Origin of the sequence: Acidocella sp. (assembly GCF_035535915.1) — a bacterium.
Classification (GTDB): domain Bacteria; phylum Pseudomonadota; class Alphaproteobacteria; order Acetobacterales; family Acetobacteraceae; genus Acidocella.
This window is the reverse complement of sequence record NZ_DATLPB010000117.1, coordinates 1-24830: the sequence shown is the minus strand read 5'-3', so window position 1 is coordinate 24830 and position 24830 is coordinate 1. Positions and strand designations below refer to the sequence as shown.

21 protein-coding genes are annotated in these 24830 nt (G+C 62.5%); 8 read left to right on the top strand and 13 right to left on the bottom strand.

What is annotated here, in order from left to right:
• The 4 genes from VNC39_RS15465 to VNC39_RS15450 form a co-directional block, all read right to left on the bottom strand.
• A partial coding sequence (locus VNC39_RS15465; protein ID WP_325400547.1) for a molybdopterin-dependent oxidoreductase occupies positions 1-683 on the bottom strand: 683 nt, incomplete at its 3' end.
• Positions 680-1309 carry a cytochrome b/b6 domain-containing protein gene (locus VNC39_RS15460; protein WP_325400546.1) on the bottom strand — a complete coding sequence of 210 codons (630 nt, stop codon included), beginning with the start codon at positions 1307-1309 and terminating at the stop codon, positions 680-682. The genes VNC39_RS15465 and VNC39_RS15460, both read right to left, overlap by 4 nt.
• A 98-nt stretch (positions 1310-1407) precedes the next feature.
• Positions 1408-2094 carry a hypothetical protein gene (locus VNC39_RS15455; protein ID WP_325400545.1) on the bottom strand — a complete coding sequence of 229 codons (687 nt, stop codon included), beginning with the start codon at positions 2092-2094 and terminating at the stop codon, positions 1408-1410.
• Between the two features lie 130 nt (positions 2095-2224).
• Positions 2225-2503, bottom strand: a complete 279-nt coding sequence (locus VNC39_RS15450) for a hypothetical protein (RefSeq protein WP_325400544.1) — start codon at positions 2501-2503, stop codon at positions 2225-2227.
• A gap of 446 nt (positions 2504-2949) precedes the next feature.
• Between VNC39_RS15450 and VNC39_RS15445 the strand changes: the two genes are divergently transcribed.
• Positions 2950-3786 carry a hypothetical protein gene (locus VNC39_RS15445; RefSeq protein ID WP_325400543.1) on the top strand — a complete coding sequence of 279 codons (837 nt, stop codon included), beginning with the start codon at positions 2950-2952 and terminating at the stop codon, positions 3784-3786.
• Here VNC39_RS15445 and VNC39_RS15440 read toward each other — a convergent pair.
• A complete protein-coding gene (locus VNC39_RS15440; RefSeq protein ID WP_325400542.1) occupies positions 3783-4652 on the bottom strand; it encodes a hypothetical protein in 870 nt (289 codons plus the stop codon). The two genes, VNC39_RS15445 and VNC39_RS15440, sit on opposite strands and share 4 nt — an antisense overlap.
• A gap of 415 nt (positions 4653-5067) precedes the next feature.
• Here VNC39_RS15440 and VNC39_RS15435 point away from each other — a divergent pair, with 415 nt between their 5' ends.
• Entirely contained in the window at positions 5068-5601 is a 534-nt protein-coding gene (locus VNC39_RS15435; protein ID WP_325400541.1) for a hypothetical protein, read from the top strand.
• A 36-nt stretch (positions 5602-5637) separates the two neighbouring features.
• Here VNC39_RS15435 and VNC39_RS15430 read toward each other — a convergent pair whose 3' ends face one another.
• Both VNC39_RS15430 and VNC39_RS15425 read right to left on the bottom strand, forming a co-directional pair.
• Complete coding sequence (locus tag VNC39_RS15430) at positions 5638-6006, bottom strand: YidH family protein (RefSeq protein ID WP_325400548.1); 369 nt, start codon at positions 6004-6006, stop codon at positions 5638-5640.
• A gap of 141 nt (positions 6007-6147) precedes the next feature.
• Complete coding sequence (locus tag VNC39_RS15425; RefSeq protein WP_325400540.1) at positions 6148-6441, bottom strand: hypothetical protein; 294 nt, start codon at positions 6439-6441, stop codon at positions 6148-6150.
• Between the two features lie 582 nt (positions 6442-7023).
• Between VNC39_RS15425 and VNC39_RS15420 the strand changes: the two genes are divergently transcribed.
• The 3 genes from VNC39_RS15420 to VNC39_RS15410 all read left to right on the top strand — a co-directional run bounded on the left by VNC39_RS15420 (position 7024) and on the right by VNC39_RS15410 (position 11550).
• Positions 7024-7542: an OmpA family protein gene (locus VNC39_RS15420; protein WP_325400539.1), complete on the top strand. Its 519-nt coding sequence runs from the start codon at positions 7024-7026 to the stop codon at positions 7540-7542.
• A 244-nt stretch (positions 7543-7786) separates the two neighbouring features.
• Positions 7787-9163 carry an anaerobic sulfatase maturase gene (locus VNC39_RS15415; protein WP_325400538.1) on the top strand — a complete coding sequence of 459 codons (1377 nt, stop codon included), beginning with the start codon at positions 7787-7789 and terminating at the stop codon, positions 9161-9163.
• Between the two features lie 32 nt (positions 9164-9195).
• Entirely contained in the window at positions 9196-11550 is a 2355-nt protein-coding gene (locus VNC39_RS15410; RefSeq protein WP_325400537.1) for an arylsulfatase, read from the top strand.
• Between the two features lie 467 nt (positions 11551-12017).
• On the opposite strand, the gene VNC39_RS15405 is transcribed toward VNC39_RS15410, so the two are convergent.
• The 4 genes from VNC39_RS15405 to VNC39_RS15390 are packed head-to-tail and all read right to left on the bottom strand — an operon-like array spanning position 12018 to position 14872.
• Positions 12018-12755 (bottom strand): glutathione S-transferase family protein, encoded by a 738-nt coding sequence (locus tag VNC39_RS15405; RefSeq protein ID WP_325400536.1) that lies wholly within the window; start codon positions 12753-12755, stop codon positions 12018-12020.
• Positions 12748-13149, bottom strand: coding sequence for a hypothetical protein (locus VNC39_RS15400; protein WP_325400535.1), 402 nt, complete (start codon positions 13147-13149; stop codon positions 12748-12750). The genes VNC39_RS15405 and VNC39_RS15400 overlap by 8 nt, the downstream gene beginning before the upstream one ends.
• Positions 13150-13206: 57 nt before the next feature.
• Positions 13207-13890 carry a hypothetical protein gene (locus VNC39_RS15395; RefSeq protein WP_325400534.1) on the bottom strand — a complete coding sequence of 228 codons (684 nt, stop codon included), beginning with the start codon at positions 13888-13890 and terminating at the stop codon, positions 13207-13209.
• 43 nt (positions 13891-13933) lie between these two features.
• Positions 13934-14872 carry a formylglycine-generating enzyme family protein gene (locus VNC39_RS15390; protein WP_325400533.1) on the bottom strand — a complete coding sequence of 313 codons (939 nt, stop codon included), beginning with the start codon at positions 14870-14872 and terminating at the stop codon, positions 13934-13936.
• Between the two features lie 447 nt (positions 14873-15319).
• Here VNC39_RS15390 and VNC39_RS15385 point away from each other — a divergent pair, with 447 nt between their 5' ends.
• From VNC39_RS15385 to uppS, 3 genes are all read left to right on the top strand, one after another.
• On the top strand, positions 15320-15685 hold the full coding sequence (locus tag VNC39_RS15385; RefSeq protein ID WP_325400532.1) for a DUF1622 domain-containing protein: 366 nt from the start codon (positions 15320-15322) through the stop codon (positions 15683-15685).
• Positions 15686-15725: 40 nt separating this feature from the next.
• Entirely contained in the window at positions 15726-17273 is a 1548-nt protein-coding gene (locus VNC39_RS15380) for an arylsulfatase (protein WP_325400531.1), read from the top strand.
• A gap of 209 nt (positions 17274-17482) precedes the next feature.
• On the top strand, positions 17483-18382 hold the full coding sequence (gene uppS / locus VNC39_RS15375) for a polyprenyl diphosphate synthase (protein ID WP_325400530.1): 900 nt from the start codon (positions 17483-17485) through the stop codon (positions 18380-18382).
• Positions 18383-18425: 43 nt separating this feature from the next.
• On the opposite strand, the gene VNC39_RS15370 is transcribed toward uppS, so the two are convergent.
• Positions 18426-22685 carry a non-ribosomal peptide synthetase gene (locus tag VNC39_RS15370; protein ID WP_325400529.1) on the bottom strand — a complete coding sequence of 1420 codons (4260 nt, stop codon included), beginning with the start codon at positions 22683-22685 and terminating at the stop codon, positions 18426-18428.
• Between the two features lie 62 nt (positions 22686-22747).
• A partial coding sequence (locus tag VNC39_RS15365; protein ID WP_325400528.1) for a non-ribosomal peptide synthetase occupies positions 22748-24830 on the bottom strand: 2083 nt, incomplete at its 5' end.

The window sequence follows — 24830 nt, the reverse complement described above, 5'->3', positions numbered from 1 at the left end:
TTCGCACTCTTGAATCCGAGCTTAGTCGGAATCCGTAACCGCACCGGTGCGCCCCACTGCGGCTCGAGCGGTTTCGAGTCGAAATCGAGCGCGAGCAGGGTTTGCGGATGCAGCGCGCTCGCCATGTCGATACTGGTCGAGTAACCGTCGAAGCAGGTGAACGCGACATAGCGCGCGCTCAGATCCGCGCCGACATGACGAAGAAACACATGCAGCGGCACGCCGCGCCACTGGCCGATCTGGCTCCAGCCTTCGATGCAGATATGCCGCGTGATCTGGCTCTCCTGCGGCAAGGCGCTCAGCGTGGCGAGGGTCCAGGGCGTCTTATCCGCGACCAGGCCCGAAACGCCGAGGCGCCAGGCAGTGGCGTCGACCGTCTGGACTTCCCATTCCGGATAGAACGCATTGAACCGGTAAGGGGTGGTGATGGCGCTGGCCGGATAGGTTTCTGCCAGGCGGGCGCGGCTGAACAGAGCCGCCTGCACCCGGTCGTCGAAGCGCAGCATGGCTTCCAGCGCCGCATCCACCCCGGAATGGGTCGACAGGTCGCAGCCGGTGAGCAGGCTGAGCGCGCCCAGCGAGAGCGTGCCGCGCAACAGGCCGCGGCGGCGCAAGGGGGCAAGTTCGGGCTGCAGCGCGGCGCTGCTGATCGCGGGGCGGAGGACGGGGCGTTTGCGGTTCATGAATGCTCTTCCGATTCGGTCGGGACGTTGGCGATCATGGAGACGAGCGTGCGCGGATAGAGCGCGACCAGGGTGACATGCAGCGCCACGAAGGCGACGATCAGGCTCATGGTCGTGAAATGAATCACACGGGCGACCGGGTAGCCGCCGTAGAACCCCGCGAGCCAGCCGAACTGCACCGGCTTCCACAGGCTGAGGCCGGTGGTGACGGCGACGATCACGACCAGGATCAGTCCGACATAGAGCAGCCGTTGCACCGCGTTATAATGGCCGATCCGGTGGCCGAGCCGGAACCGGACCGCGGCGCCGACATCGCGCTTCAGCGCGCCGAAGCCTTGCGGGCGCAGGTCGCGCCGGAAATGACCCGAGCAGAAACCGTAAATGAGATAGGCCGCGCCATCGGCAAAGAGCAGCCACATGGCGCTGAGATGCCAGGCCAGCGCGCCGCCGAGCCAACCGCCGAGCCCCGCCCAGCGTGGAAAGGTAAAAGGCAGGATCGGCGATGCGTTATAAATCACCAGCCCGCTCAAAATCATGCAGGCCATGGCGTAAACGCCGATCCAGTGCATGACGCGGATGGGAAGTGGATGCGCCGGTCGCGTTGCGTGGTTCGGCGACGAAGTCATGCGATGCTCTTTCGGTGAAGGTTGGAACAGGCCTGGGAGCCGCACGGTGCGCCTGAGCCGGCCGGCTCCGGCTTGCTCAGGCGCCCGCGGGGTGCGCCTTACATCGGCGGCCGCACGCCATCCACGCCAACCGCAACGACAGCGGCGGTGACGGTATTGCCATTGACCACGCTGTTAACGAACACCGGCGAGCCCTGGGTCACGACGGCCTTGGTGCCCGGGTGGAAGGTCACGATCGGCGCCGTCGGCGGCACGATCACGGTCTGCTGGCCGCCCTTATAAGTGACGGTGAGCTGCTGCACTCCGTTCTGCGGGGTGGCCGCGGTGACGGTGCCATTGGTCATGGAGCTATTGACGGTCGCGGGAGCCGAAACCTTGACCGCGGCAACCGTGCCGTTGGTCATGCTGCTGTCGGTCGCGCCGGCGCCGTTGCGCGTCGTGTCGGTGATCTTATCCCAGGCATAATGGCCTTCGCCCGTGCCGGCCATGGAGGGCGGGAACACCACCACTTCCAGCGCGACATTCAGCGAACCGACGGCTTTCGTCGCCGTGCCGATGAAGCTGCCGGCCGGGATATGGGTGAGATCGGCTTTCTCGACCTGGAGATAATGCGTCTTGTCCGTCAGCGCCACGGAGATGTCGGCGCCGCTGGCGGTCTGCACGACCAGCGTGGTCGGGCTGATGGACGACACCGTGCCGCGAACGCGCTCGTGCTGCGGGGCCGCGAGGGAAGCGGTGGAAACTGCCGTGGTGAGGGTCAAAGCGAGCCCGAAGGTCTTTTTCATGCGGAATTCCTGTTGCATCGGCCCTGCGCCGCGGGACCATGATGACGTGACGCTTCTATGTGACACGCGAGGCGCGGGATTATTCCCGCGCCTCGCATATTTTTTTAACCCCGCGTCATCAGGGAGGAATTCAGCCGCCGAGCGATTGCGGGTACAGGAGGGCAGGGGCATGCGCCGCCACGGAAGGTTGCTGCAGAATGGTTTGGACCTGCTGCTGCAAGGCTAAGACTTCGCCATTCAGATGGGCAACCTGTTGCGGCAGGCCGTTTGGCATGTCCTGTGCACCCGACACGGAAATGATCGGCGGTGTGTTTTGCAGGGCAGAGGCGTTGGGCATGAGCGCGGCGTTGGCGGCAAACGGACCGAAAATGCCGGCGGCGGAGAGGAGAGCGATGGCAAATTTACGCATGAGATTCAGCTCCAGGACAAGCCCCGCGTCACCATGAGGGGCGGGACTATCCAATAGACATCCGCCATTGCGGATTATTCCGCGTGTCCGGCTTGGCGGAATGGATTGTCACAATGTCTTACATGACGGGCGTGCAGACAGAATTGGGGGTGCCCGCAAGACGCGCCAACCCTTGAACGGCTGAACAGGGCAGGTTACTTCATCATCATTGCCCGTATCCCATCCCGCTTTCTTCTCGAAATGCCCGGCAATCAGGCTTCGCCCCAAAGCCGCCTTCGCTAGCCTAACAAAACAGTCTTAAATCTCGCGATAACGGACGACGAGCAACCATTTTAGGAGGCCGGCAGCCCGACGATGACGCGGTAAGCGTATGGGAAGTCTGAGGGCGCATGCCCGGAATTGATGCCGGCCGCCGCCATAAATGATGTCCAAATTGGAAACTTCCAATGATCATGATGTTCTTCCAGTCTTTGTTCGGTCTTGGCCTGCTGGCGACGGCAGCCTTTCTGTTCCTGTCCCTCATCCTCGCCTCTGAGGTCGGGTACCGTCTCGGGCGGCGCATTGCCACGGTGAAATCCACGAGCGGCGAAGACGTTGCGGTGACCTCCACGCTGACGGCCGGAATGATCGCGTTGCTCGCGTTTACCCTGGGTCTCTCGATCAGCTACGCGCAAAGCCGCTTCGAGGCGCGCCGCGACCTGGTGCAAGTGGAAGCCAATGTCATCGGCACGGCCTGGCTGCGCACGGCGCTGATCGACAATGCCGACGGGCATGCCATCGCGGCGGACATCGAGGATTATGCGCGCGTCCGGCTCGCCTTCACCGTGGCGGCATCGGAGGCTGGCGTCCCCGCCTTGCTCGCGCAGACGCAGAGCCTGCAGACGGACATTTGGCGCCACACGGAAAAGATCGTGCAGAATGCGCCGAACCCGATCACGGCGACGCTGGTCAATGCATTGAACGAAATGTTCGACGCGTCTTCCGCGCAGCAATTCGCCTATGAAAGCCGCGTGCCGGCGGATATTCTGATGATGCTTTATTTTGGCACGCTGTTGGCGATCGGCGCGCTCGGCTATCAACTCGGCCTCGTCGGCAAGCGGCAGGTCGTTTTGATCGCCTTGCTGCTGATCATGTGGTCGGGCGGCATGTCATTGATCGTGGATTTGAACCAACCCCGCCTTGGGCGCATTCGCGTGGATGCCACGCCGCTCATCCTCGTCGTTCAGAGCTTCCACACGCCAGGCGGGCCGGCAACCGGGTGGTCGCCGCGTGGGGCGCCTTAAAAGCGGAAATTGGCGGCAACGATGGCGCCGCGCTGCGAGAAAGTGCGCACACCGCCGGTATTGCCGTTCTGGAAGGTGAGATTCCGGTAGCCGACCGACAGATCGGCCCAGCTTGCGACGCTGTAGGCGATTCCGGCATAGATCTGCCAGGTGAGCGGCAGGCCACCGCCGCCGATATCGGCATAAAAGGGGAGATAGAATCTGCTGTTCGGGATGTTGATGCGTCCGGTAATGCCGCCGATCGCGTTGAAATAGGTCTGACCGACGTTAAGGCTCCCGGTGCGCGGCAGAACGAGCGTGTGGTTGGGGGCGAAAATGCTGGTGCTGAGCAGATAATTCGTGGTGCTGTTGAAAGCCAGCATGCGCATCCCGACAATGCTATCCAGATTGCCCCAGCCTCCCCGCAGAATTGTATAACCGCCGGCCAGCGACCAGATCGTCATGGCCGAGCGCGTGCCGGTGCTGAGCTGCAATGAGCGCGGAATATCGATCGGGCCCGGCCCGAGATTGACGGAAGACAAATGGCTGACGCTCGAGGTCAGGCTGGTGTTGACGTACATGAAATCCGTCAGCACCGAGAGACGGTCATGGCGCGCCACGGCGCCCAGCATCAGCCCGGCATTGATGTCGGAAATATAATCGCCGATGCCGGCATTGATGGAGGTGCTCACGGTGCCGCCGCGCGGCCCGGTGGCGTGCAGATCGGCGGAGATGGTCGGTATCCAGAGATAGGGCGCGACCGCGAAGGACCAGCCCGGGGCTGCTTCCGGGGTGGGGGGCGCGGACGCGATCTGCGCATGCGCGGGAAGAGCGGCCGCGGCGGCGGCCGTGAACGCGAAGGCGGTCAGCTTCAGCCCGTAACGCATTTCACGCGCTCCTCTCTGGTGGGCCAGGGGCCGGGTCGTTGCCGCCTGGGCGACGTCATGAGGCGGTGGTTCGGTTGCGGCCGGGCAGGGGGCTTACGCGGGACACGCAACGATGTGAGTCGCAAACAGCGACGCGGAATAATCAAACATTAATTTGAATCAATAGTAAAGAACTCGTATTGTTTGTTGCATAATTACATTATTCTTATTTTTCGGCACAAATTTATTTTTTCTTACGGGCGCGGCGTAGCGCCTTCGCATTAAGGCGCAGCGCTTCGCGTTAAAAAGATCATGAACGCGCGGGGACTCATGTCGGCGTGACGGATCCGAGCCGAAGCCGCGCGGCGGGTTTCAAGGATGTACTCACGGTCCGGCGCGTCCGGGTGGCGTGTGATCGTTGCGTTAGGAGATGAACATGGCGACGACGGCAAACTCCGGCGAGGGGATCGGCCAGAGGACCATCCATGAGCTCAAACGTTTTGCCTTCATTTTCCTTTATTTGTATATCACGCTCGGCGCCATCCTGCTCATGAAGGCGGCGGTATTGCAGGCGCACGGAATCGACTTCGCCCCCTGGGGAATTGCCGCGATCAAGGCCGCCGTGCTCGCCAAGTTCATACTCATCGGTCATGCGTTGAAACTTGGCGACAGGGAAAAAATCGGGCCGCTGATCTGGCCGACGCTGTACGGCTCCATGATATTCCTCCTGCTCCTCGTGATCCTGACGATTCTTGAAGACATGATCGTCGGATTCGTCCATGGCCAATCAATCGCCGCATCGCTCGGTGATCTGGTTGGCCGCCATCTCGCGGAAACGGCGGTTGGGATCGGCATCGTCTTGTTGGTGCTCATTCCGTATTTCGCGTTCCGCGCCCTTGCCGCTGTGCTCGGTGTCGAGCGCTTGGTGCGGTTGTTTTTCGGCGAGTCGGCGCGGTTTATCCTGCGGTAACATTGAAGGGGTTTATCGTGAGGCGTCGTGCGGCACTTACCCAAACGGGCCGATGCGAAAAAACATGCTCAAAATGGCGGCCACGCCGATGCCGAGAAGGATCAGAGCGGTACCGAGCGTAAATGAGGGCGGAAACGGAGTTTCGCCCCGGATAAGACCCTCCGCGATCAAGCCTTTCCGTATCGCGCGCAAGCGCCACATGAATTGTCCATGATAGACAATACCCGTCGCCAGCATCAAAATCCCCAAGAGGACGAGGCCGATGCCAAAATGGGGAACCGAGGAATTCAATTTGATCAGCTTCGCATCGGAAAGGTTTTGTACAACCTTAAAAATCGTGAAGCCGAAGCTGATGAGCGACAGCGACGTGCGGATCACGGCCATGAGCGTCCTGTCCGCGCCCATGCGCGTGCGCTGTACCGCCAGGCTTGTATTCCTGGATGCAAGTTCCAGGGATGCTGAGGGCGACGGCCGCGAGGCTGAGGGAGTCTCAGTCATGACGGGTCACACGGCGATAGGGGGCGTGGCGATGGTCACGCTCGCGGCTTAGTAGGATTTGCGCATGACGGCAGCGCCATTCGGGCCGGCGCACCCCGCGCGATAGACGCCGTTGGCGCAGGTCACGCCCCCATGCGGGGCCACATAAACGGGCGCGCGCCCATAGACGGGCGGACGCCCATAGACGGGGGGCGGCGCCTTGTGAACGACGACCCCGCCATTGGGGCCGGCGCATCCTGCATTGTAGGCGCCATTCCCGCACGTCGCAGCGCCCGCCGGTGCGGGAAAAAAGGGCGCCGACATTGTCATGATCAACACCGCAAACAGATATGTTTTGAGCAAGGCGACCTCCTGAACGTTCCCCGCTCATGGCGGGCGGATATTTCAAGCCAGGACCGCGCTGGAAAATTGTTCTTATTTAGAAAGGCAGAATGCCAATCTAATGGCATGCGTCCAACAAAACAATCGGGAGGTCGCGCGTACGCCATCGTTGTTTCGGTCAGCCTTCATGCCGCCTCGCCTCTATCACCTGCCGGTATCATGCGTCTATTTTGGTCATCAATATTACCGTTATGGCCTTTTGCATTATGATTGAGATCAACGGATTTGAAGGCGATGTTTAATTTCCGGGTCTGCTGAAAAGGGCACGAAATTTTGGTGTTTCATCATTTGGCGTATGCAATCGGCGTTTCGGAAGGAAGGCGGCGGTAACGCCGGACCCTGCAAAGATAAAAACGTTGTTATAAAGCAACGGTCGGCTCGTGAAGTCGTAGCAAAAATCCGCCATAATGTTGTAACCTCAAAAAGATCTTGATTTGAATCAAGGTCGACCACGAGCGTGATGTCTAGCATCAGAAACACCATAATCCAGGAGGGTTAACAATGCGCTCTCACACTTCAAAATTGAGTACGGCGTTGCTTTTGATGGCGGCTCCGCTTGTGCTGTCAGCCTGTGTCTCTCAGGGCAAATATGACGATCTGCAGGCGCAAAACCAGCAATTGCAGACGCAGAACCAGCAGCTCCAGCAGCAATTGTCGGAGCAGAATGAACATGTCGGCCGGCTGCAGAATGCCATCAAATACACCGTGAACAGTGACCTTCTGTTCCCGTCGGGGAGCTGGAATATGACGCCGCAGGCGAAGCGCCTCATCAGCCAGATGGCGTCGAAACTCGCGCCGACGCAACAGCAGAAGATCTATGTTTACGGCTATACGGACAATACGCCGATCGGAGCGTCCCTGCAGCAGCAAGGGGTCACATCGAACCAGGCCCTGTCGGAGAAGCGTGCCGATGCGGTGATGAATTACCTGATCAGCCAGGGGGTGAAGCCGGATCTGGTCGCGGCGCATGGCTATGGCGAGACCAACCCCATCGCGTCGAATACGACTGCGCGTGGCCGGGCCGCGAACCGCCGTGTCGAGTTGACGTTGACGCCGGAGTGATCCGACGACAGTGACCATAGCAGGCAAGAGCCAGCCTCAGCGCCGGCTCTTGCCAAATATCGGTTTGCGACAGGCCGTGCGGAATTCTCGCGATGCTCTGGCGTTTTCGCAAGGCTGAGACCCGTCCGGCGAGAATAACGGTCGCCTTTTCGAAGGAGTGCCGTTTGATTCCACGTTCCATGCTATCAAGGCGTCCCGCCTTGGGCCGCGTTTCAGGGCAACGCCCGGACAAAGCGGCGCGCCGATGAGCGGTGCGGCAACCATCGCATCCCGGAATGCAAGGGGCTTCCATTTGCTGGCCAAACCGACCGGCGCGGCCTGTAATCTCGATTGCACATATTGCTTCTTTCTCTCCAAGGAGATGCTGTATCCCGGCGCCCGATTCCGGATGGCGGATGATCTGCTCGAAATCTATATCCGCCAGCTCCTGGACGCCCATCATGGGCCGGAGGTCACCGTCAATTGGCAGGGCGGCGAGCCGACCCTCATGGGCTGTGAATTTTTCAGGCGCGCCGTCGCTTGTGCGGAAAAATACAAGCGGCCGGGGCAACGGGTCAGCTACACCATCCAGACCAATGGCGTCTTGCTGAACGATGAATGGTGCGCGTTTTTCAAGAGACACGGGTTTCTGGTCGGCATCAGCGTGGACGGCCCGCGGGCGATGCATGATGCCTACCGCGTCAACAAAGCGGGGCGGGGCAGTTTTGATCAGGTGATGAAGGGACTCGCATGCCTGAAGGCACATGGCGTCGCGTTCAACATTCTCTGCACCGTGCATGCGCAAAATGCCGATCATCCGCTTGAGGTCTATCGTTTTTTTCGCGACGCGCTGCAGGCCCGGCATGTTCAGTTCATCCCCATCGTCGAGCGCACAACCGGCGAACATCAGCGCGCGTCCGCCAAAAGCTGGGGGGAGCAGAACGAGGCGGAGCGCCGGCTTTACACCCAATCGGGCGCCCTGGTTACGGCGCGTTCGGTGCGCGCCAAGCAGTTCGGCCGGTTCCTGATCGCGATTTTCGACGAGTGGCTACGGCGCGATGTCGGCGCCATGTTCGTGCAGACTTTCGAGGTCGCGCTCGGCAGCTGGCTCGGTCAGCATAATCTGTGCGTGGTGGCGCCTACCTGCGGCAGTTCTCTGGCGCTGGAACATAATGGCGACCTCTATTCCTGCGACCATTTCGTCGAACCCGATTATCTGCTCGGCAATATCCGCGACACGAACATGGCCGAATTGGTCGCCTCGGAACGGCAGACGCGCTTCGGCTGCGCCAAGTTCGACACGCTGCCGCGCTATTGCCGCGCCTGCGATGTGCTGTTCGCCTGTTATGGCGATTGCCCGCGCAACCGCTTCATCGCCACGCCGGATGGCGAGCCGGGGCTGAATTATCTCTGCGCCGGCTACAAGCTTTTCTATCACCATATCGATGCGCCGATGAAAGCCATGGCCGCCCTGGTGCGCCAGGGCCGCGACGTGGCGGAGATCATGGGGCCGCGCGTCGCGCCGACGGCGCCCCGGCCGTCCATGGTCGGTCGCAATGCCGATTGTCCCTGTGGCAGCGGCAGGAAATACAAGCATTGTCACGGCGCCGCCAGCGGCGCGGCGGGCAAGCCGCCACTATGAACCGAGCAGAATTGTGAGGGAGTGATGCAGACATGGCAATGAACGAATATAAGCCCGGCACCGCCTTCACCGGCGTGATCGGCCGTACCTACGACACCTCCAGCCCGGCATGGCCGCAACCGCTGCGCTCCAAAGCGGGGGCACCGAATGTGTTGTTCATCGTGCTGGACGATGTAGGGTTCGGGCAGCTCGGCTGTTACGGCGGCCCGTGCGAAACACCCAATATCGACGGGTTGGCGGCGAACGGTTTGCTGTATAACAACATGCACACCACGGCGCTCTGTTCGCCCTCGCGCTCATGCATCCTGACCGGGCGCAATCATCATTCCAACGGCATGGCGTGCATCACGGAAGGTTCGACCGGCTATCCCGGGTCCGACGGGTATATCCCGTTTGAAAACGGCTTCTTGTCGGAAATGCTGCTGCAGCAGGGCTACAACACCTACGCGGTCGGCAAATGGCATTTGACGGCCCTGGATCAAAGCTCCGCCGCCGGGCCTTACGATCGCTGGCCGCTGGGGCGAGGGTTCGAACGGTTCTACGGCTTCATGGGCGGTGAGACCAACCAATATTATCCCGCGCTTTACCACGACAACCACACGGTCGCCGCCGAGAAGACGCCGGAGGAAGGCTACCATCTCACCGAGGATCTGGTGGACAAGGCGATCAATTTCATCGCCGATGCCAAGCAGGTTGCGCCGCAAAAGCCGTTCTTTTTGTATTTCTGTCCGGGAGCCGGGCACGCGCCGCATCAGGTGCCAAAAATCTGGGCCGATCGCTACAAAGGCAAGTTCGATGCCGGCTGGGACAAGCTCCGCGAGGCGATCCTCGCGCGGCAGAAAGCGCTCGGCGTGGCGCCGGCCGACGCAACGCTGTCGCGCCATGACCCCGACGTGCCGCCATGGGATCAATTATCCCCTGATGAAAAGAGACTTTATGCCCGCATGATGGAAGTCTTTGCGGGCTTCATCACCCATACCGATCACCATATCGGGCGGCTGCTCGATTTCCTGAAGGCGCTGGGGGAGCTCGACAACACCATCATCATGCTGATCTCCGATAACGGCGCGAGTTCCGAGGGCGGGCCGCAAGGCATGGTCAACGAGGCGCTCTTCTTCAATAACGTGCCGTCGACGCTGGCGGAGAATCTCGCCGCCATCGATAAATTGGGCGGCCCGGAATTCTGCAACCATTATGCCTGGGGCTGGACGTGGGCGGGCAATACGCCGTTTAAGCGCTGGAAGCGGGAAACCTATCGGGGCGGCGTGAACGACCCTTTCATCGTCCATTGGCCGCAAGGGATCACGGCCAAGGGCGAGGTGCGCACCCAATATGCCCATGCCATCGACATGGTGCCGACGATCCTGGAAGCGGCGGGCTACGAGCCGCCCGAGACGATCAGAGGGGTGACGCAGTCGCCGCTCCAGGGCGTGAGCTTCGCCCACAGCTTCAACGACGCGGCGGCACAAACTCGGCATCTGACCCAGTATTTCGAGATGATGGGCCATCGCGCGATCTATCACGATGGCTGGCGGGCGGTGTGCCCCTGGCCCGGGCCGTCTTTCAAGGAAGCCGGTGCGTTCTTCGGCGCGCCGCTGAACCATGACAAGCTCACGGAAATCGACGCTACGACATGGGAACTCTACCATGTGGCGGCGGATTTCGCGGAGAACGACAATGTCGCGGCGCAGAACCGGCCCAAGCTGATCGAGATGATCACCACCTGGTATGTCGAGGCCGGGAAATATGACGTCCTGCCCATCGATTCACGCGGCACGCAACGCTTCGCCGACGAGCGCCCGAAACTGGCAGCCGACCGGGCGCGGTTCACGCTGTATCAGCATACCCAGGCGGTGCCGAGCGACGCGATCGCAAGCCTGATGAACCGCTCCTACAGCGTCACCGCCGATGTCGACATCCCCAAGGCAGGCGCCGAGGGGGTGTTGCTGTCCCAGGGCGGCAATGATGGCGGCTATGCCTTCTTCATGCAGGGCGGCAAGCTGCACTACGCCTACAATTATGTCGGCCGCACGATCTACGACATCGTCTCCAGTGACGCGGTGCCGAGCGGTTCCCATCAATTGCGCTATGAGTTCGAAGTGAAGGGCCAGCCGGACATCGCCCATGGCAAGGGCGCGCCCGGCGAGGGACGGCTTTATATCGACGGCAAGCTCGTCGGGCAGGGGGAGATTGCACTCACGATGCCGTTGACCATCGGGCTGTCGGGAGGCGTTGCCTGCGGTGCCCATCTCGGCGCTCCCGTGACGCCGAAATTCACGCCACCATTCGCCTTTACCGGTACGATCAGGGGCGTGACCGTGGATGTCGGCGGCGACCTCACGCGAGACCGCGAGACGGAAATGCGCATGGCGTTGGCGCGGCAATAAAGCCAAGGAAGCGCTTCTTTTTGTGAACAAAAAGAAGCAAAAAAACTTTATTATGCTGGGTCAAGGGCGTTGGCGCCGACACAGCCCATGGCCCGGCATAACAAAAGTTTTTGCGCCGCTTTTTTCAAAAAGCGGCTACTTTCTTTTCATGCCCCCACACGCCGGTACCGTCGCAGGCATCGCATCGTTTAACGCGCGCCGTGGCAAGTCGGGGAAACGGCGAATGGCAAGACATGTCGGTTAGGACCAGCGGCCCGCCGACCTGCAGGATGCAGCCGCTGCCCTGGCAGACCCGGCATTGTGCGTCAGTCATCATTTTGGCGCCCTCACTTCATCGCGCCGCGGCAGGCTAAAGCCATAAGGCGGCCGCGGGCTATTGCACGGGCGTCGGGGCGGCCTGGCCGGTGGGGGAGGAATGGTCAGCCTTTGGCTGAAGGCGATGATGCGCAGGGCGCATATATGGGTGCCTAGTGTGCATGGATGGCCGGGTAGCCGCCGATCATGGCCTGAATGGAACGGCAATGCGTCGCCAACTTCTTCCGGGCCAGAAGGAAGGTCTTCAGCGGCGTCTCAATGTCGAAATAGTACATATTGGCGATGAAACCATAGAGCGCCGCATCGGCGCTGCTGGGCGCCGCGCCGAACAGGAAGCCGCTTTCGGGAAGCAGATTGTCCAAAACCTGCAAATCCGCGAGCCCCCGTGCATACACGGCGGCGGGTTCGTAGCGCCCGATCCCCTGGTAATAATAGCGTTTGAAATTGTAATTCCGGGCCGCATCCAGCGCGGCCGGCGTGACGGAGGGATGGGTTGTGAGAATCTTGTCCCTGAAGAGCGGCCAGAACTGCGGATCTTTCCAGCGCGAATAGGACATCACCCAGTAGAGATCGTCGAGCATCCGGTCGATAAGAAGGTGGGCATCGCGCTGACCCGGCGTCAGATCGCGATCGATCGAAAGGCCATATCGCACGATCAGGTGAGACAGGATGGTGTCGCTGTCGCCGATTATGTTCCCGCCATCGAGCAGATAGGGAAGTTGCGCACGCGGGGCCTCGTGCGCATCGAAAACATGCTCGTGGCGAAAGGCGAGACGGCACAGCTTGAGGAACGCGAAAACTTTCAGCCCGTAAGGGTTGTTGTCCGCGACGCCATACAATTCCGGATAGGAGAACAGCGTGAGCATCTTGAAATCCTCCCCGTCATCCACGCCGCAACCAATAGATCAGGCGCGCAACCGGGCCCCGGATCAGTAGATACGGCACGATGGCCAGCACGACCGCGACCAGCAATGTCTGCCCCGGATACACCCAGCGATGAACGATCAAGACGTAGATCGCATCCAAAACGAGGGCGATGATGAACACATTGCGGATATCCCGCCAGCCTTCGCGGAGCAGATCGCGGCGAGTGGCCGGGTTCATGACCAAAGCCCAAAGATAGGGCGGCCGATTTTTGCGGGCATCTCTCAGCCCGGCACGGATGGCGAAAGCGACCGCCACGCTTGGTTGAACGACGAACCGGAGTGTGAACGGCCCGCCGACCCGCCCGAGGAGCATGTCCCACGTGCGCGAGACAAATTCTTGAATCGCCATGTCTGACATAAGCTGCAACGCTCCATTCGACGGGCCGGCCTTGGTGCCGGCGCACTCCCAGCTTCTCTAGAACCAACCCTTCGGCGCCGGGGTGATAGAGACGGCCAGCGTTTCACTGACGACGGCACTGACCGTGTCTCCCACGTGCAAAGACGGAAGCATGGCGATCCTTGAGGGATCGGTCACATCGACCGTGTAGACTTGGCCTCCGGACGGATTGACCATGCTGATGCTGTTCGAGGACAGGTCAACCCCCACCACGGTGCCGCTGATTTTGGTCATCCGCAACGCCACGCCGCCCGGTGCCTGCACAGGCTGCGCGGTGATTTGCGAGAACTGAGCATCGGAGATGGGAACGCTATTGCCGCCCCGTGGCGGGTTAACGACAAAGGCAACCGAGCGATAATACTGGGCATTCACCCGCTGCCCGACCTGCAGCAGATCGAGGCGGACAAGCGGTCCGGCGGTAACGCGCACCGTATTTCCTGCCGCGCCCTTCAGAGTCACTTCTCTCGTGCTCGGGTCGATGGCGGTGATCTTCGCCTGCAACGTCACTTCCTCAGCCTGTGGGATGACATTTCGCAGCGTGGTGCCCGGCGCCATGCTGGTTTGCGCCTGGACGGATGGCCCGGCGATCGTTGACGCCAGGCACGCGGCACCGGCGACCATCAGAAAGGCACCGGCTTTCACGAGCGGGTTAGGATTTTTCATTTGTAGGGCTCCTTCTGTTGAAATGAAGGCATGAACCATTCGGAATTTCCGCATTCATCGACGCAACTTTCCGCGACGCGGCTCAGGCGCGAATGACGCAACGGAAGCCGACATGGCTCATGCCGGAATCGACAGGCTGGGCGTGGCGGGCGGCCGGGCGGTAGCGCCGGCAGTAATTCGGCGCGCACAGATATGAGCCGCCTTTAAGGACTTTGCGGGGAATGCGTGCTGCCGGTTCGCGCGGGTCGTAGCTGTCCGCCTCGTGGCCGCCGCGAGGGTTATCCGGAATGCAGCAGGGGTTTCCGGCATCGGCCTCGTGCCGGGCGGCATACCAGTCGGCGGTCCACTCCCACACATTGCCGATCATGTCGTAAAGCCCGTAGGCATTTGGCGGATAGAAGCCGACCGGCGAGGTACGGGCATGGCCGTCGAGGGCCAGATTTTCGTGCGGGAATGCGCCTTGCCAGGTATTGGCCATATGTTTGCCGTTTGGCGTGAACGCGTCGCCCCAGGCGAATTCCGCGCCATCGAGGCCGCCGCGGGCCGCGTATTCCCATTCGGCCTCGGTCGGCAGGTCCTTCCCTGCCCAGGCGGCATAGGCTTCGGCATCGCGCCACGCGACATGTACCACCGGATGGTCATCCAGCCCATGGATTGTTTTGCCGCGCCCGTAGGGGCGCCGCCAGTTCGCGCCCGGCTCGAAGCGCCACCATTGCGACCAGTCGCGCAAATCGACCGGATAGGGCGGCGGTGTGAACACCAGCGAGCCCGGCTTCAACATATGCGGCAGGGCTCCCGGATAATGACGTGGATCAGGCTTGATCTCGGCTTCGGTGACATATCCGGTGGCTTGCACGAAGGCGCGAAACTGCCGGTTCGTCACCGGTGTGCGGTCCATTCGAAAAGGTGCAACCGTAGCGCGATGAACCGGCGCCTCGTCCGGGTAATGCCGGTCCGATCCCATGCGGAAGGTCCCACCTTGGATCGCCGCCATGTCGGGACAATCTGCGAGCGATGACATTGTTTGCGCTTGACGGTGCATTCGGTCTCCTTCCGATACAAAACGCGGCGCAATCTTTTTGAAACCGGCCCTTCTCCAGGGGCAAGAGAGCCGTGATCTCTGAGCGCCGCCCTCGTGTGGCCGCCCCAGGACCGTCGGGCCGCCCGGCAACGAATTGATGGCGCCGAATGCGCATCCCGCCTTCTATGCGATTTCAGAAAATCTACATGAGTTGCGCAAAAAAATGAAGAAACAATGCGCGCATGACGAAAAATGTTTGCAACGGTGCTTTGGAAGACGACGAAAACGAAGCTCGGGGCCGTTGCCCGTCGTCAGGGACAGAAAGGCGTTTGGAAAAGGCGTGAGATGTTATGTCAGCCCTTCGAAAACGTCATGTAAATCCCATATCATGTCCGCGCCTGGAGAGGACGCGATGTCCGGTGCGGCGTGCGGCCGCGTGGTTGGGGTGTGGAAGAGATAATCCGTCGCTTATGCAGCTACAGTGCCTTGTATGTCGAGGCGGTGGCAGCCTTGGTGATTACATATGCGACGATCGAGGCGCTCGTTCGCCTTGTTCCGTCCTTTGTCGGCCGTGGTTCGCCTGGCCGGCGGCGGGCCGTATGGCGACGGCTTGGAGTCTGGCTACTGCTTGGCCTGGAATTCGAACTGGCCGCTGACATTATTCGTTCGGCGATCGCGCCAACATGGACGGACATCGGACAGCTCGCCGCAATTGCTGCGATCAGGACTTTCCTGAATCATTTCCTCGAAACGGACATCGCCACGTCACGAGCAGAGGATGAATCGCAACCGCCGGCAAACGCGCAATCATGAATAGAAGCCATAAAGAGTGTCAAACAGGAGGAAACAACCAATGGTCGAAGGAAAAAAGCCGAACATCCTCGTCATCTGGGGCGACGATATCGGCATTACGAACCTGAGTTGCTATTCGCAGGGCCTGATGGGCTACCGCACGCCCAACATAGACCGGCTGGCGCGGGAGGGCATGATGTTCACCGATGCGTATGGTGAACAATCCTGCACGGCCGGCCGGGCCTCGTTCATCACCGGGCAAAGCGGATATCGCACGGGCCTGACCAAGGTCGGTATCCCTGCCGCGACGATTGGCCTGCAGGCCGAAGACGTCACCATCGCCGAGCTGCTCAAAAATCATGGCTATGCGACCGGCCAGTTCGGCAAGAACCATCTTGGCGACCTGAATAAATTCCTCCCCACCGTGCACGGGTTCGACGAATTTTTCGGCAATCTGTACCATCTCAATGCCGAAGAAGAGCCGGAAATGTACGACTATCCGCCAGAGAAGGATTTTCCGAAATTCAAGGAACGCTTCGGCCCGCGAGGCGTCCTGCATTGCCGGGCGACAGATAAGGACGACCCGACAGACCAGCCGCGCTGGGGCCGTGTCGGCAAACAGACAATCACCGATACCGGCCCGCTTACCAAAAAGAGGATGGAAACGTGCGATGACGAATTCGTCGCCGCGGCCAAGGGTTTCATCAAACGCCAGGCGGATGCGAACACGCCGTTCTTCGTGTGGCTGAACACCACCCATATGCATCTGTTCACGCACACGAAGAAGACAAGCCTGGGCCAGGCGGGAAGGTGGCAGTCGCCCTATCACGACACGATGATCGACCATGACCGGCATGTCGGCGACATCCTGAATTATCTCGACGAATTGGGCATCGCGGATGACACCTTCGTGATGTACAGCACCGATAACGGGCCGCATATGAACACCTGGCCCGATGGCGGCATGACGCCGTTTCGCAGCGAAAAAAACACGAACTGGGAAGGGGCCTTCCGGGTGCCGCTGCTGGTGCGTTGGCCGGGGAAAATCAAAGCGGGCTCGGTCTCCAACGAGATCGTCCAGCACCATGACTGGTTGCCCACGTTCCTGGCGATGGTTGGCGAGCCGGATGTGACGGAAAAACTGCTCAAGGGCCACAAGGCACACGGCAAGATTTTCAAGAATCACATCGACGGGTATGATCTTCTGCCGTATTTGACCGGAAAGGTGAAAAAAAGCCCCAGAAATCTTTTCGTATATTTCGACGATGACGGAAATGTCGTCGCCCTTCGCTACGATAATTGGAAAGTGGTGTTCATGGAGCAACGCTGCCCTGGGACGTTGCGGGTATGGGCCGAGCCATTTGTGGCCTTGCGGCTTCCAAAGCTGTTCAATCTGAGAACCGATCCGTTCGAGCGCGCCGACATCACCTCGAACACATATTATGACTGGTTCCTGCACCGCGACTACGTCATCTTCGCTGCGCAGACGATCATGGTGCAATTCGCGGCGACCTTCAAAGCGTTTCCGCCACGGCAGAAGGCGGCGAGCTTCACGATCGATCAGGCCTTGGCGAAAATGGAAGACGCGACCAGCGGCGCCCATCACTGAGAGCGATGCGCCCGGCGGGCGGAAATATCTCTCACCGGCAGGGCGCGCGTCCTGGACCGCGCGCCGGCTGAGCGCGATCCTCTTATCCCCCCGGGGCATAGCGAGGCCGGCGGGCCAGCGCTGCGGTGGGGCCGGCCAATATGCACGCCATGGGCGAGGAGCAAAAGATCTGCTTAAATCCCGCGCACGAAGATCTGCGGCGCGGGTACATGACAGAAAACCCAGGAACATGCACGGCTGAACTGGAGACCAAATCCGGCCTGAAGGCGCGAGCGGGCAGCGCGGGCGCATGGCTGGCGGCGCTGCGGCGAGGCGTGCGGCCATTTTCCGGTCCGGTTTGGCAGCTGGTCTACGGGCTTTATGAGCGCCTGCTCGAGCGGCAGGTCGAAGCGATGCCCATGCCCGGCCATATCGGTATCATTCTCGACGGCAACCGCCGCCACGCGCGGGCCAGCGGCATGAACGACCCCGAGGCCATTTACCACTTAGGGGCCGCCAAGCTCGACGAAATTTTGGCCTGGACCGTCGATCTCGGCATCCGCATGGTCACGCTCTGGGTGTTTTCGCCGGACAATCTGCAGCGGCCGGAAGCCGAGATCGGCGGTATTTTCGAGGCGGCCGAGGCCAAGATGCGCGCGCTGGCCAATGCCCCGTATATCCAGCGCCACGGCGTGCATATCGCCGTTATGGGGCGGCGCGATTTGTTGCCCAAGGCGCTGCTCGAGGCCATCGACGCCGCCGAGGCCGCCACGCGCAACAACAGGCGGATCACCGTCACGCTCGCCATCGGCTATGGCGGGCGGGAGGAAATCACCGATGCGGTGCGGGCCTTCCTCGCCGACTGCGCGGCGCGCGGCCTGTCCACGGAGGAGGCCGCGGTCAGGATCAGCCCGGAGGCGATCCGGCGGCATCTCTACCTTTCGGACATGCCCGACCCAGACCTGATCATCCGCACCAGCGGCGAGGTTCGGCTCTCGGGGTTCATGCTGTGGCAGAGCGTGCATAGCGAGCTGTATTTCTGCGACGTCAACTGGCCGGCGATGCGGCGGATCGACTATCTGCGCGCCATCCGCTCCTTCCAGCGCCGCGACCGCCGTTTTGGCGTGTGATACAGCCGGGGCCAGCCGCACCGCGCGGTGGGCTGTCCGCGGTTCAGCGGGCGAGGGCCCATTCGGGGTGGGGCGGCGGCGCCTGGCCGAGCTGTCCCTGTTCATCGGTTGCATGGCCGCCGGCCACGGGGGCCGTCTCGTTCCGGGCGGTCTCGTAACTGCCCAGCATCAGATCCATCTGCTGCGCCAATGATGCGGCATGGGCATCGGTCATCATCGAGTGATGATCTCCCGTGGTCTGGGCGATCTTAAGCCCGTGACCGAAGAGAGACTCCCACCCACCGGTGGGATCGCTGCCGGGCAGCATGTCGATCGGGTTATCGGCGCGAATGAGCACGCCGGCGGCTTCCAGCTTCCGCGGGTGCCATCGGCGCCCGATGCAGAGCGCCAGCCGGTTGATGAGCAAACTGTCGATCGGCCTGCCTTCTTCATCAAAATAGCCCGAGGGCACCAGCGGCGGCGCGGGGCGGTTCGCCATCTTGCCCAGCCAGGCTTTGATGACGCTGGCGCGATATCTCACGCTGTCGGGAAGCCGCGAGAGCAGAAACCGGGCGACGGTCCAGCTATCGCTGAGCGCCGCGCCGAATCTATGCAGGAACGCCGCGTCCCCTATTTGCCGGGAGACGCCGCCGTGCCAGATCTGCGCCAGACTCTCCAATGCCGGCCCGAGCGTATAGCTGCTTGCGGTGTTGGTCCGGACATCGAGAAGGAGAATGAAGGCGACATTGCCCCCGGCGCGTTGCACCACGCGGGCGGCTTCGAAGCCGATCTTCCCCCCGATGCAATATCCCGCGATCACGCATGGCTCGGAACCAGCATGGGCGGCCAATATTTCACCATAGAGCGCGCCCAGTTGTTCGATGGTCGGCAGCGCCTCGATATCGCCCCCTGCAAACGCGGACAGCCATGCCGTCTGCATCGGCACATCGAGGGCAAAAATACGCCGGTCGCTCCCCATCAACTGGTTCAGGCGGATTTCCTCGGGCCGCGCCCCCATCAGATAAATCGGCAAACCGCGATGTCCCGCCCGCAATGTCAGGACCCGCGGATTGGTTTCGGTGTGATGGCCGCGCGCGATGGTGCGTGCGAGCTGTTCGATCGTCGGGTTGAGGAAAAATGCCGGCGCCGTCAGATGCAGCTTCAACCGCCGGTTGATTTCGCTCATCACACGGAGCGCCAGGAACGAATGCCCGCCGAGATCGAAGAAATTGTCGGTGCGGCTGACCCGTTCCATGCCCAGCATTTCGGCCCAGATCGAAGCCAGTGCGATCTCGGTTTCCCCCTGCGGCGGCTCATAGGCGGCGCGCGCATAGGCCGCATCGTCGGGCGCCGGCAGCGCCCTTCGGTCCAGCTTGCCGTTGCGGGTGAGCGGGAACGCATCCAGCCGTACGAAGATCGCCGGCACCATGTAGTCCGGCAGGCAGGCGGAGAGATGCGCGCGCAGGCTGCCGGCGAGCTGGTCGTCGCTGTCGGCCGCGACATAGGCCACCAGGCGCTTGCCCATCCCCTGGTCCAGCGCCAGCACCGCTGCCTCGCGCACGGCAGGATGCTCGGCCAAGCGCCCTTCGATTTCCCCCAGTTCGATGCGGAAGCCGCGAATTTTCACCTGATTGTCGTTGCGGCCCAGGAACTGCAGGTTGCCGTCCGGCAAATAGCGCGCAAGGTCGCCGGTGCGGTACATCCGCGCGCCAGGGTCGCCGCAAAACGGGTCGGACAAGAAGCGTTGCGCGGTGAGCTCCGGCCGGTTCAGATAGCCGTCGGCAACCCCGTCGCCGCCAATATAGAGTTCTCCGGCGGCGCCGAGCGGCACCGGCTCGCCGTGCGGGTCGAGCAGGTAGAGACGCGTGTTCGCGATCGGCCGGCCGATCGGAATGTTCGTTGTTTCGTCCGGCAAGGATTCGATGTCGTAGGTGGTGGCGAAAGTCGTCGTCTCGGTCGGCCCATAGGCGTTGAGCAGCCGCAGCGGCCTGTTCGGGGGATCAGACAGCACCCGGGCGACGACTTTCGGATCCAGTATGTCGCCCCCCGTGATCACGAGCTTGAACTGTGCAAACACCGGCGCCAGTTCCTCAACCATCTGGTTGAACAGGCCGACCGTGAGCCAGAGGATGTTGATCCGCTCTTGCCGGAGCGTTTCGGCGAAAGCGCCCGGCGTAAGCACAATGTCGTGGCTGATCACGACCACCGTTCCGCCATTGAGCAAGGGGGCCCAGAGTTCGAACGTGCTGGCGTCGAACGCCGGGTTGGCGGCGAAGGCCACACGGTCATCGGCGCCGATGTCCCCGTAGCCGTTATTGATCACCAGGCGGAGCACGCCGCAATGCGGCACCAGCACGCCCTTCGGCGTGCCGGTGGAGCCGGACGTATACATCGCATAGGCCGGCCGCCGGCCGCCGTTTTGCGGTTCGGGGTTCGTCGCGTCGCCTTCGGCCGCGCTTTGGCCGCCTTCCTCCAGGCGCAGCACCGGCGCGTCCGGGGCGAATGACAATGAGGTGGCCGCGCCGGTGATCAGCAGGCGCGCCGCGCAATCTTCCATGATCCAGGCGTGGCGCGCGGCGGGCGCGTGCGGATCCAGCGGCACATAGGCGGCGCCGGCCTTGAGGATGGCCAGTTGCGCCACGATCAGTTCGATCGAGCGGTCCAGGAACGTCGCGACCCGATCGTCCGGTTTCACGCCTTGCGCGATCAGGCGATGCGCCAGCCGGTTGGCGCGCGCGTTGAGCGCCGCATAGGTCAGCGTCCGGCCTGCACAGACCACCGCCACCGCGTCCGGCGCCTGTTCAACCTGCACTTCGAAGAGTTCGTGGATGCCTTTCTCCCGCGGATAGTCCGTCGCCGTCGCGTTCCATCCGTCGAGCAGGCGCGCCCGCTCCGGCGCCGGCAGAAACCGCAGCCTGTGCACGTCCTGGGCGGGGTCGCGAACCATCTCCCGCAGCGCCTCGCGCAGATAATCCGCATACCGCTCGACCGTCGCGCGGTCGAACAAAGAAATGGCATAGCGCAGACCGCCTTCGATCCTGCCGTCGACCTCGCGCAGATCCAGCGCCAGATCGAACTTCGCGGTCATATAAGGCGGCGCTGCTTGCGTGACGGACAAATCGCCCCCCAAATCGAGCGCCTCCGCCTTGTTGTTCTGCCAGGCGAACATCACCTGGAACAACGGCGTGTGCGAGAGGCTGCGCACCGGCTTGACCAACTCCACCACATGCTCGAAGGGCAGATCCTGGTGTTCCTGCGCTTCCAGCGCGCGCTGCCGCACTTGTTTCAGGAAATCCTCGACGCTCAGAGCCTCCGGCAATTCCAAACGCAGCGCCAATGTGTTGACGAAAAATCCGATCAGCCCCTCGATTTCCTTGCGGCCGCGATTGGCGGTCGGCGTCCCGACCACGATGTCCTGCTGGCCCGACAGCCGCGCCAGCAACAGCGCCCAGCCCGCCAGCAGGGTCATGAACAGCGTGGCGCCGCAACTTTGGCCAAGCGCCTTCAGCCGCGCCGTCAGCTCTTCGTCGAACGTCACGGGCACCAGCCCGCCCTCATGGCGCTGGCATATCGGGCGGGGCCGGTCGGTGGGGAGTTCCAGCAAAGCGGGCGCGTCCTGCAGCCGGTTTCGCCAATACGCGCTCTGCGCCTCGATCCGCGCCCCGGACAGAAAGCGCCGCTGCCAGACGGCGTAATCGGCATACTGTACCGGCAGCGCGGGCAACGCTTCCTGCCGGTACAGCGCGCCCAGTTCGCGCAGCAACACGGAGAGCGACCAGCCGTCCGATACGATGTGATGCATCGTGATCAGCAGCACCGCCTCGTCGTCGGCGAGATGGAGCAGCCGGCCGCGGATCAACGGCGCGCGGCTCAGGTCAAACGGCGCGGACATTTCCTGCCGCATCCAGCAATCGAGCTGTTCATCCGCATCCGGCCGGCCGCGCAAATCGTGTCGTTCCAAGGCAAAGCCGATATCCGGGGTGGCGATGCGCTGCACCGGGTCGCCCTCTGTCTCCGCGAAGCTCGTGCGCAGCGCCTCATGGCGCGCCACCAGCGCGTTCAGGGCGCCCTGCAGCGCGCGCTCATCCAGCCGCCCATGCAGCCGGAAGCCCAGCGGCAGATGGTAGGCTTCGCTGCCGCCTTCCATCTGCGCCAGGAACCATAAACGCTGTTGCGCGAAGGAAAGCGGGATCGCACCCGTGCGGTCAGAAGCAACGATGGCGGCCGGGGATTCGCCGGCACGTGCGAGCTTGGCCTCCCGCGCAGCCCGCAAAAGCGCTTCCCGCTGCGTGGCCGTCAGACCGGTGACCATTGCGTTGTCCATGCCGATGTCTCCAACCTTCACGGAAGGTCAAACCGAGGCGGGAAACCCCACGATTTTCCGGATCAATTGATCTTCGCCACCCGATCAAGAAGCGTCACCAATTCTTCCGGTTGATAATTGGCGAGTTGGGCGAGGACGATTTGTTCCGCGAGCCGTTCGAGCGTGGAGTTTTCGAAAATGTCCTGGACTTTCAAGGATACATCCATGATCTGCCGGAGCCTGGAGAGAACCTGGATGGCCATGAGGGAATGCCCGCCAAGTTCGAAGAAATCGTCGGTGCGGCCGATCCGCGTGACGCCGAGCAATTCGCCCCAGATTGCCGCCAGCGTGGTCTCGGCCTCGCCCTGCGGCGCCTCGTAGGTCTCGCGCGTGTCCGGCGCTTCGTCCGGCGGCGGCAAGGCCCGGCGGTCGAGCTTGCCGTTGGGGGTCAGCGGGAACGCATCGAGCCGGACATAGGCCGACGGCATCATGTATTTCGGCAGGCGCGTCGCCAGATGCGCGCGCAAGGCGCCGGCCAGAAACTCATCCTGGTCGGCCACCACGTAAGCCACCAGGCGCTTGTCGCCGGACGCATCCTCGTGGGCGACCACCACCGCGTCGCGGATGGCGTCATGTTCGCGAAGGCGGCCTTCGATCTCGGCGGGCTCGATGCGGAAGCCACGAATTTTCACCTGATGGTCGAGGCGGCCGAGAAATTCGATCGTGCCGTCAGACAGGCGTTTGACGAGGTCGCCGGTGCGATAGATCCGCATGCCGGGTTCCGCCGCGAACGGATCGGTGACGAAGCGGGCGCTGCTGAGGTAGGGCCGGCCCCGATAACCCCGGGCGAGCCCGGCGCCGCCGATGCACAGCTCGCCGGGAACGCCCACGGGCACCAGCTGCAAGGCTCGGTCCAGCACATAGAGCCGCGTGTTGGCGATCGGCGGTCCGATCACCACGGGCCGCCCGGCCTCCACCTGGGAGACCGCCGACCATACCGTGGTCTCCGTCGGCCCGTACATGTTCCAGAGCGTGCCGCACCGGGCCAAAATCTGGCCCGCGAGCTCGGCCGTGTAGGCTTCGCCGCCGCACAGGATTTTCAGCCCCGGTGTGCCGGTCCACCCGGCATCCAGCAGCATCCGCAGGGTGGCGGGCGTCGCCTGCATCACGCTCACGCCGGATTGCGCGATGAGGTCGGCCAGCGCCATCCCGTCCAGGGCCGTCTCGCTGGGGGCGATGACCACGCGGGCCCCGCAGACCAGGGGCAGGAAGATCTCGAGCGCGGCGATGTCGAAGGTCAGCGTGGTGATGGCGAGCATTCTATCCGCTTCGTCGAGCCCGGGCCGCTTGCGCATCGAGGCGAGCATGTTGACGACCGCGCCATGTTCGATTTCGACGCCTTTCGGCTGTCCCGTCGAGCCCGACGTGTAGATCACGTAGGCCAGATGGCCCGGGTCCGCGATCCGGCCGGCGGCCGGCGCCGGGGCGAACGGCGTCTCGCCATCGACGAGAACGATCTGCGCGTGGTGCGGCGGCAGTTCCGACTGCAAGCGCGTATGCGTCAGCAGGATCAGCGGCTGCGCATCCTCGAGCATATAGGCAAGCCGGTTGCGCGGATGCACCGGGTCGAGCGGTACGTAAGCGCCGCCCGCCTTCAGCACGGCCAGCATGCCGACCACCATGTCGAGCGAGCGTTCGAGAAACAGCGCCACCAGCACATCCGGGCCCACGCCCAGCGCGCGCAGATGGCCGGCAAGCTCATCGGCGCGCTGGTCGAGTTCGCGGTAGGTCAGGCTGGTCGGCCCGAAACTCGCCGCGATGGCGTCGGGTGTTCGCGCGGCCTGCGCCTCGAACAGCTCGTGAACGCAAATCTTCACCGCAAACGCGCCGCGCGCCGCACGGCCGGCGAAGCCGGGGTCATCCCGCCTGGCATGCGCGCCGACGGAAGCGGTTCGGGCGAGGGCGGCTTGGGCGATCAGCAAAGCGAGTTGGGCGGCGCTGTTATGGGGGGCGAGGGGGCTGAGTTGGGCGATGGCGCTGTGCATGCCCTCGGCGTCGCGCAGCACGCCGAGATGGGTGGACATGATGTCGCGCACCTTCTCGGCGTCCGGCCGGGGCGGCAGGGTCAGCTCCGGCAGCTTGCGGGGCGGGCGGGCGGCACGGGCG

Excerpts from the sequence above, each read along its gene's own strand:
- VNC39_RS15370 (WP_325400529.1), bottom strand. The coding sequence starts at position 22,685 with ATGGACAACGCAATGGTCACCGGTCTGACGGCCACGCAGCGGGAAGCG.
- VNC39_RS15440 (WP_325400542.1), bottom strand. The coding sequence starts at position 4,652 with ATGCGTTACGGGCTGAAGCTGACCGCCTTCGCGTTCACGGCCGCCGCC.
- VNC39_RS15415 (WP_325400538.1), top strand. The coding sequence starts at position 7,787 with ATGAGCGGTGCGGCAACCATCGCATCCCGGAATGCAAGGGGCTTCCAT.
- VNC39_RS15390 (WP_325400533.1), bottom strand. The coding sequence starts at position 14,872 with ATGTCATCGCTCGCAGATTGTCCCGACATGGCGGCGATCCAAGGTGGG.
- VNC39_RS15430 (WP_325400548.1), bottom strand. The coding sequence starts at position 6,006 with ATGGGCGCGGACAGGACGCTCATGGCCGTGATCCGCACGTCGCTGTCG.
- VNC39_RS15410 (WP_325400537.1), top strand. The coding sequence starts at position 9,196 with ATGGCAATGAACGAATATAAGCCCGGCACCGCCTTCACCGGCGTGATC.
- VNC39_RS15445 (WP_325400543.1), top strand. The coding sequence starts at position 2,950 with ATGATCATGATGTTCTTCCAGTCTTTGTTCGGTCTTGGCCTGCTGGCG.
- VNC39_RS15435 (WP_325400541.1), top strand. The coding sequence starts at position 5,068 with ATGGCGACGACGGCAAACTCCGGCGAGGGGATCGGCCAGAGGACCATC.
- VNC39_RS15450 (WP_325400544.1), bottom strand. The coding sequence starts at position 2,503 with ATGCGTAAATTTGCCATCGCTCTCCTCTCCGCCGCCGGCATTTTCGGT.
- VNC39_RS15455 (WP_325400545.1), bottom strand. The coding sequence starts at position 2,094 with ATGAAAAAGACCTTCGGGCTCGCTTTGACCCTCACCACGGCAGTTTCC.
- VNC39_RS15380 (WP_325400531.1), top strand. The coding sequence starts at position 15,726 with ATGGTCGAAGGAAAAAAGCCGAACATCCTCGTCATCTGGGGCGACGAT.
- VNC39_RS15400 (WP_325400535.1), bottom strand. The coding sequence starts at position 13,149 with ATGTCAGACATGGCGATTCAAGAATTTGTCTCGCGCACGTGGGACATG.
- uppS (WP_325400530.1), top strand. The coding sequence starts at position 17,483 with ATGACAGAAAACCCAGGAACATGCACGGCTGAACTGGAGACCAAATCC.
- VNC39_RS15460 (WP_325400546.1), bottom strand. The coding sequence starts at position 1,309 with ATGACTTCGTCGCCGAACCACGCAACGCGACCGGCGCATCCACTTCCC.
- VNC39_RS15420 (WP_325400539.1), top strand. The coding sequence starts at position 7,024 with ATGGCGGCTCCGCTTGTGCTGTCAGCCTGTGTCTCTCAGGGCAAATAT.
- VNC39_RS15395 (WP_325400534.1), bottom strand. The coding sequence starts at position 13,890 with ATGGTTCATGCCTTCATTTCAACAGAAGGAGCCCTACAAATGAAAAAT.